At 71.7% G+C, this 18,067-nt stretch carries 13 protein-coding genes; 9 read left to right on the forward strand and 4 right to left on the reverse strand.

Annotation, left to right across the window (positions count from 1 at the left end; translation table 11 throughout):
• Positions 1-33 precede the first annotated feature (33 nt).
• From STRVI_RS09285 to STRVI_RS09310, 6 genes are all read left to right on the forward strand, one after another.
• Entirely contained in the window at positions 34-1,566 is a 1,533-nt protein-coding gene (locus tag STRVI_RS09285) for a DUF4192 domain-containing protein (protein ID WP_014055380.1), read from the forward strand.
• A gap of 257 nt (positions 1,567-1,823) precedes the next feature.
• Entirely contained in the window at positions 1,824-2,585 is a 762-nt protein-coding gene (locus STRVI_RS09290) for an NUDIX hydrolase (RefSeq protein WP_014055381.1), read from the forward strand.
• A gap of 130 nt (positions 2,586-2,715) precedes the next feature.
• Entirely contained in the window at positions 2,716-4,923 is a 2,208-nt protein-coding gene (locus tag STRVI_RS09295; protein ID WP_014055382.1) for an ATP-binding cassette domain-containing protein, read from the forward strand.
• Between the two features lie 183 nt (positions 4,924-5,106).
• Entirely contained in the window at positions 5,107-6,060 is a 954-nt protein-coding gene (locus STRVI_RS09300) for a FadR/GntR family transcriptional regulator (protein ID WP_014055383.1), read from the forward strand.
• Positions 6,061-6,527: 467 nt separating this feature from the next.
• The gene (locus STRVI_RS09305; protein ID WP_208949127.1) at positions 6,528-8,093 is read left to right on the forward strand and encodes an RNA polymerase sigma factor; all 1,566 of its coding nucleotides are present in this window, start codon (positions 6,528-6,530) and stop codon (positions 8,091-8,093) included.
• A gap of 174 nt (positions 8,094-8,267) precedes the next feature.
• Positions 8,268-9,098, forward strand: coding sequence for a S1 family peptidase (locus tag STRVI_RS09310; protein ID WP_014055385.1), 831 nt, complete (start codon positions 8,268-8,270; stop codon positions 9,096-9,098).
• Between the two features lie 164 nt (positions 9,099-9,262).
• Here STRVI_RS09310 and STRVI_RS09315 read toward each other — a convergent pair whose 3' ends face one another.
• Positions 9,263-9,493, reverse strand: a complete 231-nt coding sequence (locus tag STRVI_RS09315) for a DUF7455 domain-containing protein (protein WP_014055386.1) — start codon at positions 9,491-9,493, stop codon at positions 9,263-9,265.
• Between the two features lie 441 nt (positions 9,494-9,934).
• Here STRVI_RS09315 and STRVI_RS09320 point away from each other — a divergent pair, with 441 nt between their 5' ends.
• From STRVI_RS09320 to STRVI_RS09330, 3 genes are all read left to right on the forward strand, one after another.
• Complete coding sequence (locus STRVI_RS09320; RefSeq protein ID WP_014055387.1) at positions 9,935-12,058, forward strand: DNA gyrase/topoisomerase IV subunit B; 2,124 nt, start codon at positions 9,935-9,937, stop codon at positions 12,056-12,058.
• Positions 12,059-12,278: 220 nt separating this feature from the next.
• Positions 12,279-12,731: a DUF485 domain-containing protein gene (locus STRVI_RS09325; RefSeq protein WP_014055388.1), complete on the forward strand. Its 453-nt coding sequence runs from the start codon at positions 12,279-12,281 to the stop codon at positions 12,729-12,731.
• On the forward strand, positions 12,728-14,353 hold the full coding sequence (locus tag STRVI_RS09330) for a solute symporter family protein (RefSeq protein ID WP_014055389.1): 1,626 nt from the start codon (positions 12,728-12,730) through the stop codon (positions 14,351-14,353). Before STRVI_RS09325 ends, STRVI_RS09330 begins: the two co-directional genes overlap by 4 nt.
• Before the next feature lie 22 nt (positions 14,354-14,375).
• On the opposite strand, the gene STRVI_RS09335 is transcribed toward STRVI_RS09330, so the two are convergent.
• From STRVI_RS09335 to STRVI_RS09345, 3 genes are all read right to left on the reverse strand, one after another.
• Positions 14,376-15,077 carry a response regulator gene (locus STRVI_RS09335; RefSeq protein ID WP_014055390.1) on the reverse strand — a complete coding sequence of 234 codons (702 nt, stop codon included), beginning with the start codon at positions 15,075-15,077 and terminating at the stop codon, positions 14,376-14,378.
• A complete protein-coding gene (locus STRVI_RS09340; RefSeq protein WP_078505184.1) occupies positions 15,074-16,744 on the reverse strand; it encodes an ATP-binding protein in 1,671 nt (556 codons plus the stop codon). The genes STRVI_RS09335 and STRVI_RS09340 overlap by 4 nt, the downstream gene beginning before the upstream one ends.
• Before the next feature lie 146 nt (positions 16,745-16,890).
• A complete protein-coding gene (locus tag STRVI_RS09345; RefSeq protein WP_014055392.1) occupies positions 16,891-17,865 on the reverse strand; it encodes a sucrase ferredoxin in 975 nt (324 codons plus the stop codon).
• Between the last annotated feature and the right edge of the window lie 202 nt (positions 17,866-18,067).

Consider the following 18,067-nt stretch of genomic DNA (forward strand, 5'->3'; position numbering starts at 1 on the left):
GCGGGGCCGACGGGGCTGAGGGACCGTCGGGCCATGACTCGACACAACGAAGCGGCCGGCCTGCCCGGCGAAGAGCAGGTCACCCTCCGCAGCCCGGCCGAGCTCGCCGACGCCCTGCCCTATGTCCTGGGTTTTCAGCCTGACGACAGCATCGTGATGATCGCGCTGCACGGCTCCCGCGGCCGGTTCGGCGGGAGGCTGAGGCTCGGCATTCCCCGGATCCCGGAGGAGTGGCCCGAAGTCTGCGACCAGCTCGCCGAATGCCTGATCAGCGGCAGCGAGCGGCGTGGCGGGCGGCCGGACGGGGTCGTGCTGTTCCTGTGCCAGGAGCCGGCCGAGGGCGAGTCGAGGGAGGAGGCGATGGAGCGGCTGCGGCCACTCGCGCAGCGGCTGCGCACCGCGTGCGGCGGGTTGGAGGTGCCGGTGTTCGAGGCGCTGTGCATCTCCGGCGGCCGGTTCTGGTCCTATGTCTGTCCCGACCGGCGCTGCTGCCCGCCGGAAGGCGTTCCGCTCGCCCTGCCCGGCACCTCGGTCATGGCCGCGGCGGCGACGTTCGCGGGGGTCCAGGTGCGCGGCTCGCTGCGCGAGATGGAGGCCAGGCTCGCCCCGCTCGGCGCACCCCGGGCCGACGGGCAGGAGCGGGCGCTGGACGCGGCCGGGGCCGAGCTCGTGCCAAGGATTCTGGACGGTGCTGAGTCCACGACGGTGTGTACGCAAACCCTCGGTCTGGTGGGCCGCATGCTGGACAGCTTCCAGTCCGCGCCGTCGGCCGCCGACGCGTGTGCGGCCGATCTCCACGATGACCGGCTGCTCGACGATCAGGAGGCGGCCGCGGTGATCATCGGGCTGCAGGACCGACGGACCCGGGACCGGGCGGCCGGATGGATGGAGGAAGTGGACGCCGACGCGGCGCTGCGGCTGTGGCGCGCGCTGGCCCGTCGCTGCGTCGGCTCGTACGGGGAACATGCGGCGGCGCCGCTCACCCTGGCGGGGTGGGTCGCCTGGTCGGCGGGTGATGAGCTCACGGCACGAGTGGCGCTCGGTCGTGCCCTGCGGGTCGATCCCGACTATCTCTTCGCCAGGCTGCTGCACCAGGCGTGCAATGAGGGGGTCCATCCGAAGCTGCTGCGCCAGTGCCTGCGTCGGGAGGACTCCGACGGGGCCGACCGCGCCGAGCGTGCCGACCGCGCTGTGCACGCGGCAGTGCACGCGGAGTTGGAGAGGCTCGGCGACCCGGCGGACGCCGAGCCGTTGGAGACGGCCGGACAGGTCGACTCGGCTGAGCCCGCCGAGCGGGCCACCCTTGCGGAAGCAGAGGAGCCGGCAGAGATGGAGGAGCTGGCGGAGGCGGAGGAGGCGGAGGAGTCGGCGGAGGCGGAGGAACTGGCTGAAGCAGAAGCCAAGGAAGAGCGAGAGTCTGCACGGGAGTGGCCGGGCGGGACGGTGGGCCCGGGTGGGAAGAGCGGCCCGGCCGGGGCGGGCACGCCGAGTGGCAGGCGTCGTCCGGAAGGGCGGCCGCGCGCCCGGCGCCGGACCGGTGGGCGGGGGACGCGCAGCCGCCGCTGACCCGGGCCCCGGGGGAGCCGTGGGGCGGGGGCCAGACGCGACGAGGGGAGCCCTGGAGCGGGGCCTGGGGTGGACGGCCGGTGGACGGCCGGTGGGGTGGTCCGGGGTGTGGTGGTCCGGGGCGTGGGGCGGCTCGGAGGCGTTCGGAAGGAGGTGCGGGATTCGTGCAGGCGAGCGCTTGAGAGAGCGATTTCCCGAACATTGGTGATCATGCTCAAGGGCCTGATTATCGTCAGGCAGACGACTATGATCGCGTCATGCCCTACGACCCGTCGGCCTTTCCGGCGTTCGCCGTCACCGTTGATCTGGTCGTGCTCACCGTGCGGCGGCATTCGCTGTGTGCGCTGGCCGTCCGACGCGGAGAGGCGCCCTTCAAGGGGCGATGGGCGCTACCCGGCGGTTTCGTGCGGGCCGATGAGGATCTCGCCGCCGCCGCTGCCAGGGAGCTGGCCGAGGAGACCGGGCTGCTCGCCCATGACCCCACGCTTCCGGTCCCTCCGAACGCCGCCCATCTCGAGCAGCTCGCCACATACGGCGATCCGAAGCGGGACCCCCGCATGCGCGTGGTCAGCGTGGCGCACCTCGCGCTGGCACCCGATCTGCCCGCGCCCCGGGCCGGAGGCGACGCGCACAGCGTGCGCTGGGCCCCGGTCGGATCGCTGCTCGACCAGGACGGGGCCTTCGGTCGCGACGGCGATCTGGCCGCCCCGCTCGCCTTCGACCATGCCCGCATCCTCGCGGACGGGGTCGAGCGCGCCCGCTCCAAGATCGAGTACTCCTCGCTGGCCACTGCCTTCTGCCCGCAGGAGTTCACGGTCGGCGAGCTGCGCCGGGTGTACGAGGCGGTATGGGGCGTGGCCCTGGACCCGCGCAACTTCCACCGCAAGGTCACCGGCACCCCGGGCTTCCTGGTGCCCACGGGCGGTACGACGACCCGTCAGGGCGGCCGTCCCGCCCAGCTGTTCCGGGCCGGAGGAGCGACGCTGCTCAATCCGCCCATGCTCCGTCCCGAGGTGTGACGAGCCATGACACGACGAATCCACGGGAGAGCTATGTCCCGAAGAAATAGGACATAGCGGGTTAACGTGCTCCGGTACGCCACCAGTCCCCACGTGCCATCGAGCGGTTCCATGCCCCGCGGGAGAAGCCATGATCCAGGCCACCGGACTGACCAGCACCCCCCGCCGCAACCAGCCGCCCGTTGTCGACGACCTCACCTTCGAGGCCCCGGCGGGCCGGGTCACCGCACTGCTCGGCGGCCCAGGCGCGGGCAAGACCACCGCGCTGCGGCTTCTGCTGCAGCTCGACCGGGGCCATGGCTCCGCCTTCTTCCGGGGCCGCCCCCTGCACCGCATCCGGCGCCCGGCTCATGAGATCGGCGTTCTCCTCGAGGACGTCCCCGGTCACCCAGGCCGCACCGTGCGGGGGCATCTGAGGATGCTCGGTGCCGCGGCCGGGGTGCCCGCCGCACGCGCCGACGTGGTGCTCGACGTGGTCGGCCTCACCGATCTGGCGGACGAGCGTCTCGGTGATCTGTCGACCGGGGCGGAGCGTCGTCTCGGGATCGCCATCGCTCTTCTCGGGGATCCGCACACCCTGGTGCTCGACGAGCCCGCACGGGGCCTGTCGGCCCGGGAGACCGCCTGGCTCTACGGGCTGCTGCGCCAATTCGCCGCCCAGGGTGGCGCCGTCCTCGTCGCCACCGAGGACGCCGAGGATGCCATCCGCGTCGCGGACCAGGTGCTCACCCTGGAGTCGGGCCGGCTGGTGGCCGATCAGCCGGTGGACGAGTTCGCCCAGACCCGGCTGCGCCCCCGTGTCGTGGTCCACTCCCCGCTCGTCGGCCGGCTCGCCGCCGTCCTGGAGGAGGAGGTCCAGGCCGCCCGTCAGCTGGCCGAGGCCAAGGCGGAGGAGGAGGCCCGGGCCGCGGCCGGGCTCGCGGCCAAGGCCGAGGCGGCAAAGGCAGACGCCGCCCCGTCCGACGTCGCCGAAGGGGTCGACGCCGCCAAGGGCGAGGGTGCCGGCCCCAAGGTCAGGAAGAGGGCGATCTGGCGCAAGGTCAGGAAGGCCCAGCCCGCTGCCCGGGGCGCCGCTGTCGGGGCCGAGGCGAAGAAGGCCACCGCGGAGGCCGCGGCCGACGGCAGGGCGGTCCAGCCGGAGGGCAAGGCGCCCAAGCCGGACCACAAGGCGGCCAAGTCGGATGGCAAGGCAGCCAAGTCGGGCAAGGCGAAGAAGGCTGCCCCCGTCCCTGCCCCCGCCCCTGTCCCCGCCGCCTCTGTGCCCGCCCCCGCTGCCGACGCCGATGCGGCCGCCGCGCGGACCGGGGCCGTGGCCGGGATCAAGGCCGAGGAGGTGCCGGTCGCCGCGCCCGCCGACCCGTTCTCCGTGGTGCGGGACGACGAGACCCACATCTCCGTCTACGGCCTGTCCCCCGCCTCCGTCGGGGAGACCGCCTACCGCCACGGCATCGTGGTCCACCGGCTGGTCGAGGAGACCGCAGATCTGGGCCCGGGCACCTCCGCGGGCGCCCGCGCCCGCGACTCCGAGGCGCCCCCGCTGCGCCTGCTCCCCAAGCTCCGCTTCCCCGGCCCCGCCTGGCCGATGCGCTACGAGCTGCGCCGCACCACCGGCGTACGGACCGGCTGGCTGATCGGCGTCGCCGCCATCATCGCCTCCCTCCTCGCCTCCGTGCTGCTCGCCCGGGCGGGTGGCGTCGGCGAGCTGCACCGGCTCACCGGCTGGCCCGCCGACCTGCCGCTGCCTCCCGTCGCCATCGCGGCCGGCCTGCTGGGAGCCCTCGCCTTCGGGGACGAGTTCCGCTTTCCGGCACTGGCCGCGACCCGGGACGCCGTGCCCCGACGGCTGGGGCTGCTGGCCGCCAAATTCGCGGTCTGCGCGGCCGGTGCCCTCCTGCTGTCGCTCGGCGTCATCGTGCTCGACAGCGCGGCGCTCCTGCTGCTCGTCGGCGGCAACGCGGTACCGCTGCCGGGCGACTGGCCGGAGTTGGTGGTCGGCGTCTTCGGGCTGACCATCGGCTCGTCGTGGGCCGGGCTGCTCGCCGCCGGAGTCTTCCGGTCCACCGCCCTCGGGCTGGCCACCCTGCTCGCCGTGCCGATCCTCGCGGTGCCCGTCGTCCAGCGTGCGGCGGAGGATCCGTCGCTGCGATCGCTGGTCATGCTGCCGCACCGGCTGCGCGCGGCGACGCTGGACCGGCCGCCGTCCATGATCGACCGAGGGCTGGCGGTCGCGCTGCGGCTCGCCTCCCAACCGGTCGGACAGGCCCTGATGTTGTCGGTCGCCGTCCTGCTGTGTGCCTACGCCCTCACCGGCCTGCGCGGCAGGAGCACCCGCCAGTAGAACCAACCCCGGGCCGGGCGGCCAGGCCCGGCCCGCCGGTCGCCAGGCCCGTGCGGATCCAGTGGACCAGGCCCGAAGTGGATTCGCACACCCATAGCGCGAACTGCTCGCAACTCCCCGCAGCATGCTTCTTTCTGTCCGATTGAGCGTCAATTATGAGGTAATGGGCGATCACCCTTTCGTGTGCTTTTCACCAAAGACCTCAAGGGCTTCCGAGGCGTCGCCGACAAAGGATGCGTGAGTACCCTTGCGCACACCACGATGACCGCGGCTCGCCCCGCCGACTCCGGCCTGGCCGGTTCGGGCGAGCTTGACCGCTACTCCTACGCCGACGCCCCCGGCTCCGGCCGCGGCAGCGTCCCCTCCTCCTGGGACGGCGCCGAGGCAGAGATCGGCCGGGTGGGCCGACGCGCGGCCGGCAACCGGGGCCGCGGGCTGCACGGCCAACTCGTACAGCAGCTGGGCCAGATGATCGTCTCCGGCGACCTGGGTGCGGACCGTCCGCTCGTCCCCGAGGAGATCGGACAGCGCTTCGAGGTCTCCCGCACCGTCGTACGGGAGTCGCTGCGCGTCCTCGAGGCCAAGGGCCTGGTCAGCGCCCGCCCCAATGTGGGCACCCGGGTCCGCCCGGTCAGCGACTGGAATCTGCTGGATCCGGACATCATCGAGTGGCGCGCGTTCGGCCCACAGCGCGACGACCAGCGCCGCGAGCTGTGCGAGCTGCGCTGGACCATCGAGCCGCTGGCCGCCCGGCTCGCCGCCGGGCACGGCCGCGAGGAGGTGCAGCAGCGGCTGGCCGACATGGTCGAGATCATGACCCATGCGCTGACACAGGGTGACACCCTCACCTTCTCCCGCGCCGACGCCGAGTTCCACGGGCTGCTGCTGCAGGTCGGGGGCAACCGGATGCTGGAGCACCTGGCGGGCATCGTCGCCGCCTCGCTCCACGTCTCCGGGGCGCCCGTCTCCGCCTGCGACCGTCTCACCGAGGCGGGAGTCACCCACCACCGCCGGATCGTCGAGGCGATCGGCGAGGGCGACGCCGCGGCGTCCGAGGCGGCGATGCGCCAGCTGCTGACCGTCCACCCGGATCTCGATCATGCCGAGGTCGGGGTGCCCGCGCCGCGCGAGCACTGATCCGTCGGCGCGTCCGGTGCCCGGATCCCCGGGCGTCCGGAGCGTGCCGCGTACGACGTACGGCAAGGCGGTGTCGGTAGGCGGCGAGTGCCGGCCCGATGGATGCCGTACGGCGTACGAGAGGGCGTCGCCGGATCCCGCGCCGCGGGTTCGGCGGCGCGGCGCGGCCGATCGGTCGGCACCGTATGACTCCCATCGGTGCGCGACCGGGAGTTTTCTGTCCCGTTGGATGGGCATTAAGACCGTTATGGGGTGTGACTCGGGCCACGAGTATTGGGCGTAACGCTCTTTGGGGTAGCGCGATGATTAAAGAGGTGGCAGCCGCGGAGGGAATACGGATGTCGCTCGTACCGCTGTACTCCTCCGCACTCCGCCCGCGCCGTCGGTTCATCCCTGCCGGCGGTCGTCGGCTCCGGTCCCCACCGGACTGAGCCGGAAGCCGTTTCCAACGTTCCGAGAGGTTGTTCGTGTCGGCCAGCACATCCCGTACGCTCCCGCCGGAGATCGCCGAGTCGGAGTCTGTCATGGCGCTCATCGAGCGGGGAAAGGCTGAGGGGCAGATCGCAGGCGACGATGTGCGCCGGGCCTTCGAGGCTGACCAGATTCCGCCAACCCAGTGGAAGAACGTACTGCGCAGCCTCAACCAGATCCTCGACGAGGAGGGTGTGACGCTGATGGTCAGTGCCGCAGAAGCGCCCAAGCGCACCCGTAAGAGCGTCGCAGCGAAGAGCCCGGCAAAGCGCACCGCCACCAAGGCTGTCGCGGCCAAGACGGTCACCGCCAAGAAGGCCCCCGCAGCCCCGGCCATCCCATCGGCGGACGCCGGCGATATCCCGGCCGATGAGGCCGCGTCCCCCGCGAAGAAGGCCGCCGCCAAGAAGGCCACGGCCAAGAAGACGGTCGCCAAGAAGACCACCGCCGCCGCCAAGAAGACGGTCGCGAAGAAGACCACCGGCAAGAAGGACGTCACCGACGAGCTTCTCGAGACCGACGAGGTCATCGAGGAGGCCGCACCGGGCAAGCCCGGTCCCGAGGGCGCCGAGGCCGAGCCCGAGAACGCGGGCTTCGTGCTCTCCGACGACGACGAGGACGACGCCCCTGCCCAGCAGGTCGCCGCGGCCGGTGCCACGGCCGACCCGGTCAAGGACTACCTCAAGCAGATCGGCAAGGTCCCGCTGCTCAACGCCGAGCAGGAGGTCGAGCTCGCCAAGCGCATCGAGGCCGGCCTGTTCGCCGAGGACAAGCTCGCCAACTCGGACAAGCTGGCCCCCAAGCTCAAGCGCGAGCTGGAGATCATCGCCGAGGACGGCCGCCGCGCGAAGAACCACCTCCTGGAGGCCAACCTCCGTCTGGTGGTCTCCCTGGCCAAGCGCTACACGGGCCGTGGCATGCTCTTCCTGGACCTCATCCAGGAGGGCAACCTCGGTCTGATCCGCGCCGTCGAGAAGTTCGACTACACCAAGGGCTACAAGTTCTCCACGTATGCCACCTGGTGGATCCGTCAGGCGATCACCCGCGCCATGGCCGACCAGGCCCGCACCATCCGTATCCCGGTGCATATGGTCGAGGTCATCAACAAGCTGGCGCGCGTCCAGCGCCAGATGCTCCAGGACCTGGGCCGTGAGCCCACCCCGGAGGAGCTGGCCAAGGAGCTCGACATGACCCCCGAGAAGGTCATCGAGGTCCAGAAGTACGGCCGTGAGCCGATCTCGCTGCACACCCCCCTTGGCGAGGACGGCGACAGCGAGTTCGGTGACCTCATCGAGGACTCCGAGGCGGTCGTCCCGGCCGACGCGGTCAGCTTCACCCTGCTGCAGGAGCAGCTGCACTCCGTGCTCGACACGCTCAGCGAGCGTGAGGCGGGCGTGGTCTCGATGCGCTTCGGCCTCACCGACGGCCAGCCGAAGACCCTCGACGAGATCGGCAAGGTCTACGGCGTGACGCGTGAGCGCATCCGTCAGATCGAGTCCAAGACGATGTCGAAGCTGCGCCACCCGTCCCGCTCCCAGGTCCTCCGCGACTACCTGGACTGATGCGGACCGCCGCCTCATAACCGAAGCGGTACGGCGCGAAGGCCGGGCCCATCGAGGGGCCCGGCCTTCGCGCTGCGCGGCGCCATGTTCCCCGCTTGGCCCACTCGGGATGCGGTTTGCGACACAGGGGGTAACTCTGAGTGTGCGAGACGCTCCGTATGGTCAGGAGGCTGCATGCGTACGTCGCTCCGCCCGCTCCTCGTCGTCCTGGTGGTGCCGCTGGCCGCCGCGCTCGCGATGGTGCTCACCGCGCCCGCTCCGGCGACGGCCGACCGTGTAGTGATCGGCGGGCATCCGGCCCGTATGGTCGAGGCGCCCTGGACGGTGGCCCTGGCCAGCCGTGCGCTCTTCGGGGAGAAGAGGTCGGGCCAGTTCTGCGGCGGGGCGGTGGTGGGGCCCACGACGGTCGTCACGGCGGCCCACTGTCTGAGCCGTGGGGTGCTCGGCATGGACTGGCGGCAGGTCAAGGACCTCAGGGTGATCGTCGGCCGCAATGACCTGCGGAAGAGCGACGGGGTGGAGTACCCGACGGCGCGGGTGTGGGTCAATCCGGAGTACGAGGGCGACAACAGGGCCGGGGACATCGCGGTGCTCACCCTGGGGGTCGCGGTGCCGGCGGCCTACACCATCCCCATGGCGGGCAGCGGCGACCGGGCGTACCGGCCGGGGGAAAAGGCCGCGGTGTACGGCTGGGGGGATACGCAGGGCGATGGCAGCTATGCGTCGGCGCTGCGCACGGCGTCCGTGCAGGTGCTGGCCGACACGGTCTGTGAGCGCGCCTATCCGGGCAACGCGGAGGGGGACTACGACCCGCGGTCCATGGTCTGCGCGGGGCTGCCGGACGGGGGCCGGGACGCCTGTCAGGGGGACAGCGGGGGGCCGCTGGTCGCCCGGGGGCGGCTGGTGGGCCTGGTGTCCTGGGGCAGCGGATGCGCGGTGGCGGGGCGGCCCGGGGTCTATACGAGGATCTCGGCGGTGGCCGATCTGGTGGCGGCCCATGGCTGAGCTGGAGTCCCGTGGTGGCGATGAATGCGGAGGGAGCCCCGGAGGGCCCGTGGGGTTGTGCGGACGGACCCACGAAACGAGCGTGGGCGGCCGCCCCACTCGGGGGCAGACCGCCCGGGATCCGGCCCTGGGCCGGCGTCGCTCGTCGTCGTGGGTGTGAGGCCTCAGTGTTCGTCGTCGGACGCGGACGCCGGATCTGCGGTGAGCCGCTCGGTCTCGTCCTGTATTTCCGCGGCGATCTTCTTGAGTTCCGGCTCGAACTTGCGCCCGTGATGGGCACAGAAGAGCAGTTCACCACCGCTGATCAGCACCACGCGCAGGTACGCCTGGGCGCCGCAGCGGTCGCAGCGGTCAGCGGCCGTCAACGGGCTCGCGGGGGTCAGAACAGTAGTCACGTCGCCTCTTCTCTAGCTCGACGAGCTGTCGTACCAGGGTCAACATCCAACCAGCCTGAAATCGTTCCCGCTCGTGGCTTTTTCCCAAAAATTGCTTCTGAGTAGGCCGGATGGTGACGTTTGGCGGCGAATGAGCCGTATTGCCTAGCTTTGGTGTATCGAGTCGTTTGTCTGGTTCACGCTCCCGGCTGGGTTGCCGGTTGTGAATGATGACGTGCCCGGAGCCTAAATGGTTCATGCCTGAAAGGGAACGTGATGTGCGCGTCACCCCCGCCAGGTATCGAACGTACGAGCGAAACAGTGGCCGGTGCGACTAGCATGGACGTTTCAACGGGTGGCGGCACAAAGGCTCTATCAGGCCTCGGTACGCTCTGACGGGCGACCATGCCACCATCGTGCCCACAGCTGGGCCAACCAGAAATTCAGCGAGGAGCGAACCGCGTGACCGCCGATACGTCCGTGCCGTCCACTGCGCTGCTGACCGGAGCAGACCGGGGCGGCTCCAACTACACCGCGCGGCACCTTCTCGTCCTCGAGGGGCTCGAGGCAGTGCGCAAGCGCCCTGGCATGTACATCGGCTCGACCGACAGCCGTGGACTCAGCCACTGCCTCTGGGAGATCATCGACAACTCGGTGGACGAGGCCCTGGGCGGCTTCTGCGATCACATCGAGGTGATCCTCCACGACGACGGCTCTGTGGAGGTGCGCGACAACGGCCGGGGGATCCCGGTGGACGTCGAGCCCAAGACGGGGCTGTCCGGCGTCGAGGTCGTGATGACCAAGCTGCACGCCGGCGGAAAGTTCGGCGGCGGCTCGTACGCCGCCTCCGGCGGTCTGCACGGCGTCGGCGCCTCCGTGGTGAACGCGCTGTCCGCCCGTCTCGACGTGGAGGTGGACCGGGACGCCAAGACCCACGCGATCAGCTTCCGCCGCGGCGTCCCCGGGATCTTCACCGAATCCGGGCCGGACGCCCCGTTCGACCCGTCCAGCGGCCTCCTCAAGGGCAAGAGGGTCCCCAAGACCCGCACCGGCACCCGCATCCGCTACTGGGCGGATCGCCAGATCTTCCTCAAGGACGCCAAGCTCTCCCTGGAGACGCTGTACGCCCGCGCCCGGCAGACCGCGTTCCTGGTGCCGGGGCTGACCCTGGTCGTCCGGGACGAGCGGGCCCTGGAGGGGCGGGAGGGGCCGGTCGAGGAGACCTTCCGCTACGACGGGGGGATCAGCGAGTTCTGCGAGTACCTCGCCCAGGACAAGGCTGTCTGCGATGTGCTGCGGCTGTCCGGCCACGGCACCTTCAAGGAGACCGTGCCGGTCCTCGACGAGCGCGGCCATATGACGCCGACCGAGGTCACCCGCGACCTGGGCGTCGACATCGCGCTGCGGTGGGGCACCGGATACGACGCGACCGTGAAGTCGTTCGTCAACATCATCGCGACCCCCAAGGGCGGCACCCATGTCGCCGGCTTCGAGCGCGCGATCGCCAGGACCGTCAACGAGGCCCTGCGCTCCGCCAAGCTGCTGCGCGTCGCCGAGGACGACGTCGTCAAGGACGACGCCATGGAGGGCCTGACGGCGGTGGTGACCGTCCGGCTGGCCGAGCCGCAGTTCGAGGGCCAGACCAAGGAGGTGCTGGGCACCTCGGCGGCATCCCGGATCGTGGCCAATGTGGTCTCCAAGGAGCTCAAGGAGTTCCTGACCTCCCCCAAGCGGGATGCCAAGCAGCAGGCCCGGGCCGTCCTGGAGAAGGTCGTGGCCGCGGCCCGTACGCGCATCGCGGCCCGCCAGCACAAGGAGGCACAGCGCCGTAAGACCGCGCTGGAGTCCTCCTCGCTGCCCGCGAAGCTGGCCGACTGCCGCAGCGACGACGTGGGCCGCAGCGAGCTGTTCATCGTCGAGGGGGACTCGGCGCTGGGTACGGCCAAGCTGGCCCGGAACTCCGAGTTCCAGGCGCTGCTGCCGATCCGCGGCAAGATCCTGAATGTGCAGAAGTCGTCGATCTCGGACATGCTCAAGAACGTCGAGTGCGGCGCGATCATCCAGGTGATAGGGGCCGGATCGGGCCGGACCTTCGACATCGACCAGGCGCGCTACGGCAAGGTGATCTTCCTCGCCGACGCCGATGTCGACGGCGCGCACATCCGCTGTCTGCTGCTGACCCTCTTCCAGCGCTATATGCGGCCGATGGTCGAACAGGGACGGGTCTTCTCGGCGGTGCCGCCGCTGCACCGGGTGGAGCTGGTGAACCCCAAGCGGGGGCAGAGCAAGTACATCTACACCTACTCCGACCAGGAGCTCCAGGAGACGCTGCTGGACCTCCAGCGCCGCGAGGTCCGCTACAAGGACGGCATCCAGCGCTACAAGGGTCTGGGCGAGATGGACGCCGACCAGCTCGCGGAGACCACCATGGACCCGCGCCACCGCACCCTGCGGCGTATCAACATCAGCGACCTGGAGGCCGCCGAGCGCGCCTTCGACCTGCTCATGGGCAATGAGGTCGCGCCCCGTAAGGAGTTCATCACCAACTCGGCGGCGACCCTGGACCGGTCGCGCATCGACGTCTGACGCCCGGCCCGTCGCCACGGCCGGTTCGGCGGGGTCTCCCACCCGGGAGGCCCCGTCGGCGTTTTCCCGCCCGGCCCGCTCCTGGAGTGCCGATTCCGGGCTGTTCATCACCTGAGTCACCTGATGGGGTGAACGTCCGGTATTGAAGGGTCCTGGATCTTTCTGATCTGCCCATCCTTGGTCACGCGGCGAATGCGGCAGTGAACAAGGAGTGTTCGGGGTGGACATGCACAACGCTCGCGATACGGGAGCGGCGCGGGTGGAAGATCCGTGGTACGACACGCTCACGTCCGGCTGGGGCGAGCCGGACGACACGGACAGCGGAGCTCGGCGCGCGCGTCCGCCCGCCGCCCGGGAGGTCTACACGGAGGTGCACGGCAGCGCCGCCTTCCAGGAGGTGCGCCGGCGCTACCGCCGGTTCGTGTTCCCGGCGGTCGCCGCGTTCCTCCTCTGGTACCTCGCGTATGTCGTCGCGGCGACCACCGCCCCCGGTCTGATGGCCCGCCCGGTCGTGGGCACGCTCAATGTGGCGATGGTCGCGGGGCTCGGGCAGTTCGCCACCACCTTCCTGCTGACCTGGGCGTACGCCCGGCACGCCCGGCTGCGCCGGGACCGGGTCGCGCTCGAACTCCGCTGGGTGACGCAGGAGATGATGCGGGGGCGCGGCCGGTGACCGGCGATCAGCAGAGCCTGGCGCTGCTGCTCTTCGGCGTTTTCGTGGCGGCCACCTTGGGGATCACCACCTGGGCGGGGCGCCGACGGCACGGCTCGCCGGAGGAGTTCTACACGGGCGGGCGGCTGTTCTCCCCGATGGAGAACGGCTTCGCCATCGCGGGTGACTACATGTCCGCCGCGTCCTTCCTCGGCATCTCCGGACTCATCGCGCTCTTCGGCTACGACGGGGTGCTCTACTGCGTGGGCTTCTTCGTGGCCTGGCTGGTGGTCCTGCTGCTGGTGGCCGAACTCGTCCGCAACTGCGGCCGGTTCACTCTGGCCGATGTGCTGGCCGCCCGGATGCGGGAGCGCCCGGTCCGGATCGCCGCGGGCGTCTCGTCGGTCACGGTCTGTGTGCTCTATCTCGTGGCCCAGATGGTCGGCGCGGGCAGTCTGGTCGCCCTGCTGATCGGGGAGACGGGCGGCCGGGCCCGCGCCTGGACGGTGATCGGCGTGGGCACCCTGATGGTGGTCTTCGTGGCGCTGGGCGGGATGCGGGCCACGACCTGGATCCAGATCGTGAAGGCCGTGCTGCTGATGGGCGGGGCGATCGCGCTGACCGCCTTGGTCCTCATCCGCTTCCGCGGCGATCTCGACGCCCTGCTCAGCACCGCGGCGCACAACAGCGGGCACGGCGTGGACTTCCTCGCCCCCGGGCTCGCCTACGGCGGTGGCTGGACCTACGGCGGTGGCTGGACCGCCCGGCTGGACTTCATGAGCCTCGGCCTGGCCCTGGTGCTGGGCACCGCCGGGCTGCCGCACATCCTCTCGCGCTTCTGCACCGTGCCCACCGCCCGCGCCGCCCGCCGCTCGGTGATCTGGTCCATCGGGCTGATCGGCGGCTTCTACCTGATGACGATCGTGCTCGGCTTCGGCGCGGCCGCCGTGCTGGGCACCGACGCCGTACGGGCCTCCAACGCGGCCGGGAACACGGCCGTTCCGCTGCTCGCGCTCGACCTCGGCGGCGGCGCCGGATCGACCGGGGGCACGGTGCTGTTCGCGGTCGTCGCCGCCATCGCCTTCGCCACCATCCTCGCCGTCGTCGCCGGGATCACCCTCGCCTCCTCGGCCTCCGTCGCCCATGACCTGTATGGCTCGCTGAGCCGACGGGCGGGCCGCACACCGCGCGGCGAGGTGGTGGTGGCGCGGATCGCCGCGGTGGGCATCGGGGCGGTCGCGATCGGGCTCGGGCTGCTCGCCGACGACCTCAATGTGGCGTTCCTGGTGGGGCTCGCGTTCGCCGCCGCCGCGTCGGCGAACCTCCCGGTGCTGCTGTACTCGCTGTTCTGGCGGCGGTTCACCGCGCGTGGCGCGGTGTGGTCCGTCTACGGGGGGCTGCTTCCGGCGGTGGTCCTGGTGGTGCTCTCCCCGGTGGTCTCCGGTGGCCCGGACGCGATCTTCTCGGGGGTGGACTTCCACCTCTTCCCGCTGCAGAACCCGGGCCTGGTCTCGGTGCCCCTCGGGTTCCTCGCGGGCTGGCTCGGGACGGTCACCTCGCCCGCGCCCGCGGACGTTCCCGGCCATGCCGCCAAGCACGCCGAGACGGAGGTGCGGGCCCTCACCGGGGCGGGTGCGGCCTGACGGGCAGGGGTGAGGGCAGGGTTCAGACCCACACATACCGGTGCTCGGGGCGGCCGGTCTCGCCGTATTTCAGGCTGAGCCGCACCCGCCCCGTGCGCTCCAGCAGCTTCAGATAGCGCTGTGCGGTCTGTCGGCTGAGCGAGGAGCGCTCGGCCACCTCCTGCGCCGACAGCGGGCCCTCGGCGCCCCGCAGCACCTCCCGTACGAGATCTGCGGTGAGCACCGAGTGGCCCTTGGGCAGCTCCGCGGGGCCGGCCGAGGCGCCGCCGAGGGCGCCGAAGATCCGGTCCACCTGGTCCTGCCCGGCCTCGCCGTCGCCCTCCAGCGCGCGGCGCAGCGCCGCGTACCCCTCCAACTTGGCGCGCAGCCCCGCGAAGGTGAAGGGCTTGACCAGGTACTGCAGCGCACCATGGCGCATCGCCGCCTGGACGGTCGCGATATCGCGGGCCGCGGTCACCATGATGATGTCGGTGTGGTGGCCGAGCTGCCGCAGCCGCCGCACCAGGGACAGCCCCGTCTCATCCGGCAGATAGTGGTCGAGCAGCACCAGGTCGACGGGGGTGGTCTCCAGGACGGCCAGCGCCTCGGCGGCGGAGTGCGACTGCCCCGCGACGCGGAAACCGGCCATCTTCGCGACGTACGCGGCGTTGACCCGGGCCACCCGGATGTCGTCGTCCACGACCAGCACCTCCAGAAGCCCGCCCGGTCCGGATCCAAGGGTCATCGCGGCTCTCCTGTCGCGGTCAGCGGCGCCCCGGCCGGCTGTTCGGTCAGCGCCTCGGGGAGGACGACGGTGAACTCCGCGCCCCCGCCCTCACGGTCGGACACGCGGACGCTGCCACCCTGGCGTCCGGCCAGACGGCGGACCAGCGCGAGCCCTATGCCGCGCTTGCCGTGCGCGGGCGGCTCCTTGGTCGACCAGCCCTCGGTGAAGACCACATCGCGCCGGTCGGCGGGGATCCCGGGGCCGGTGTCGGAGACCCGCAGCAGCACCGTACGGTCGTCCGCGCACAGCTCCACCTCGACGTGCGGCTCCCGTGAACCGACCGCCGCGTCCAGGGCGTTGTCGATGAGATTGCCGACGATCGTCACCAGCCCCGGCGGGTCCACCAGCCGGTTGGGCAGCAGGCTGTCCTCGGCGACGGACAGCGAGACCCCGCGTTCGGTGGCGACCGTGGCCTTGCCGACCAGCAGGGAGGCCAGCAGCGGATCGTGCACCCGCTCGGTGACCTGCTCGGCGGTGGCCCGGTGCACCCCGATCGCCTCGGTGATGAACTCCATCGCCTCGTCGTGCAGTTCGAGTTCGAGCAGGCCCAGGAGGGTGTGCATCCGGTTGGCGTGCTCATGGTCCTGCGCCCGCAGGGCGTCGATCAGCCCCCGGGTGCCGTCCAGCTCGCGGCCCAGCCGCTCCAGTTCGGTGCGGTCGCGGAGAGTGACCACCGCACCGCCGTCGTCCGTCGGCATCCGGTTGGCGACCAGCACCCGGCCGCCGCTGACGGTCAGCAGATCGGCGCCGGTGACCCGGCCGGACAGCACATCGGTCGTACGGCCCGGGGCGAGCACCGCCTCCAGGGACTGACCGGTGTCCTCGGGACACAGGTCCAGCAGCCGCTGCGCCTCGTCGTTGATCAGCCGGATGCGGCCGTGGGCGTCGAGGGCGACGACGCCTTCCCGGATGCCGTGCAGCATCGCCTCGCGCTCGGCGAGCAGCGCGGAGATATCGGAGAAGGCCAGGTCATGGGTGCGTCGCTGGAGCCGGCGGGCGACCACATACGCCGCCAGGGCGCCGACGGCGAGCGCGCCGCCCGCGTAGGCGAGCATCTCCGGGACCGAGGCGACGAGCCGGGCGCGCACGCTCTCGTAGGCGATGCCCACCGAGACGGCGCCCACGATTTGGCCTGCCTCGGCGCGCAGCGGCACCTTGCCGCGGGCCGAGCGGCCGAGGGTGCCCTCGTCGATCTCCATGATCTCCCGGCCCTCTATGGCGTCGGTGGGGTCGGTGGAGACATGCTTCCCGATCTCGCCCGGGGAGGTATGTGACCAGCGCACCCCACGCCGATCCATGATCACGACGTATTCGGCGCCGGTCGCCCGGCGGATGCGCTCCGCCTCGGTCTGCACGGGGCCGTCGGCGGTGGGCCGGGTGTGCTGGAGCGCCTCGGCCAGCCGGGGCTCGGCGGCCGTGGTCTGGGCTATGGCGAGGGCGCGGTGCATGGCCTGGTCGTCGAGGTGGTCGCTGAGCGGCGCGAGGAAGAGGCCGGTCGCGAGCACGGTGACACCCGTGGCGATGGCCAGCTGCATCAGCAGGACCTGGGAGAAGACGCGTCGGGGCCAGCCGATGCGCCACCTTGTGGCCGTGGCTGCCGGCCCCGGCGGTATCGCGGCGCTCATGGCAACGAAGGGTAACCAAGGGCGGGCCGGAGGAGTCGCGTCAGGACCCGGTGAAGGGGGCCGGGGAGCGGCGATCCCGGGGTGGCATGGGTTTTCCGAGAGAGGGGCGGCGATCTCGGAGTGTGCGACGGGGGCGGGGCGTGGGCTCAGAGACGGCCGGCGGCCATCGCCCGGACGCCATGCGCGGGCTGCCGGGCGGCCCGGATCCCGACGACCTCCATCCGGGCCGGGGAGCCCAGGGGCAAGCCGCAGCTCTCCGGCCGCGGCGGCGCCGCGGCGACCTGGGCGACGCTCACCCGCCAGGCCCGGCCGTCGCGGTGCGCGACGGTCACGGACCAGACCGGGGCCTCGCCCTCGGTCCCTGCGACGGTCAGCGCGTCCGCCCCGTCCTCGCCGGTCAGCTCGCGGACGGCCAGCTCCGCCGCCTGGCCGGGGCGCTCCCAGGCGGAGCGGCCACGGCAGCCCTCGGTGACCACCCGGCCCTGCCGCAGTGCCTCGATGACGTCCTTGACGCCTTGCGCGGTGGCACGGCCGTAGGTGTAGCCGTGCGGCAGCACGACGAGAGTGGGGGAGAAGCGATGGCCGCCGATATGGGTGATCTCCCAGGTGCCGTGGACACCGGAGGCGGCCAGCTCACCGGCCAGCGGGCGGCCGAGGAGGGCGCAGCAGCGGTCGCGCTTGCCGTTGGTGCACACCAGCACCAGCGGATCGCCGGTGTACTCCTCCCAGGCCGCGGGGTCGTGGGGGCTCAGGGTGAGCCCGTCGGGGTCGCCCGCGCCCAGCGCGGTGAAGTCCAGGCCGAGCAGCCCTGCGGGGTCGTCCAGGGCGGTGGTACGGATCCAGGAACGGCCGGGCCGGGTGTGGGCCACGAACACCCGGTGCCGGGCGCCGGTGTGCAGATCGGCGTGACGGCCGGGGCGGCGGATCAGCGCGACCCGTACACCGGTGCCCTCGGCGGCGCGCTCCAGCGCGCGTCCGAGGGCCCTGTCGAGCCTGCTGGCGGTGAGGGCCTCGGTGCCCCAGGGCCCGGGCTGTTCCACCAGCAGCCAGGTGGGGGCGGTGGCCGCCGTCCCGGCGAGCGGCTCGGACAGGTCGCGGGAAGCGGTCGCGCACGTGCTCACGAAGGTAAGCCTAACCTCTCTTGATCGATCGTGCGCACCGGAGCCGTGAGCGCGCGCCGTGTGCGTACCGGAGCCCCCGGAAGAACGAGCGGCGGGAGCCGCATGGGCGCCTTACGGTCCGCATGCGGCGGAGGGCGGCAGTCCGCATCCCGCCGCGTGCCTGCCGTTCCATGGAGTGGGAGCCGGGCGCGACAATGGCGCT

Origin of the sequence: Streptomyces violaceusniger Tu 4113 (assembly GCF_000147815.2) — a bacterium.
Classification (GTDB): Bacteria; Actinomycetota; Actinomycetes; order Streptomycetales; family Streptomycetaceae; genus Streptomyces; species Streptomyces violaceusniger_A.